Genomic DNA, 418 nt, shown 5'->3' with positions numbered 1-418 from the left:
CCCGACCTGGGGTGCCGACGTGTCGTCGCGCGCGCTGTGGGGCGTCGTCGTGTTCATCGGCCTGGTCGCGGTCTTCATGGCGATCTACTTCCGCGCCTGGCGCATGTCGCTCGCCGCGATCATCGCGCTGCTCGCGGACCTGCTCATCTCCGCGGGCGTCTACGCCGCGGTGGGGTGGGAGGTCACGCCGTCGACCATCATCGGGTTCCTCACGATCCTGGGCTACTCGCTGTACGACAAGGTCGTGGTCTTCGACAAGGTCCGCGAGAACACGGCGGGCATCCTCGACCAGACCCGCAGCACCTACGCCGAGCGGGCCAACCTCGGTGTGAACCAGACGCTCGTCCGGTCGATCAACACCGGAGTCGTCGCGCTGCTCCCGGTCGCGGGCATCCTCTTCACCGGTGCCTTCGCCCTC

1 protein-coding gene is annotated in these 418 nt (G+C 68.2%); it reads left to right on the top strand.

Annotated elements, in window-relative coordinates:
• Positions 1-418, top strand: a 418-nt coding sequence (secF, locus tag G3I78_RS49245) for a protein translocase subunit SecF (protein WP_239158498.1), incomplete at both ends; no start/stop codon positions are given.

Source organism: Streptomyces sp. SID13726, from assembly GCF_010548375.1.
GTDB lineage: Bacteria > Actinomycetota > Actinomycetes > Streptomycetales > Streptomycetaceae > Streptomyces.
This window is presented reverse-complemented; position numbering and strand designations above follow the sequence as displayed.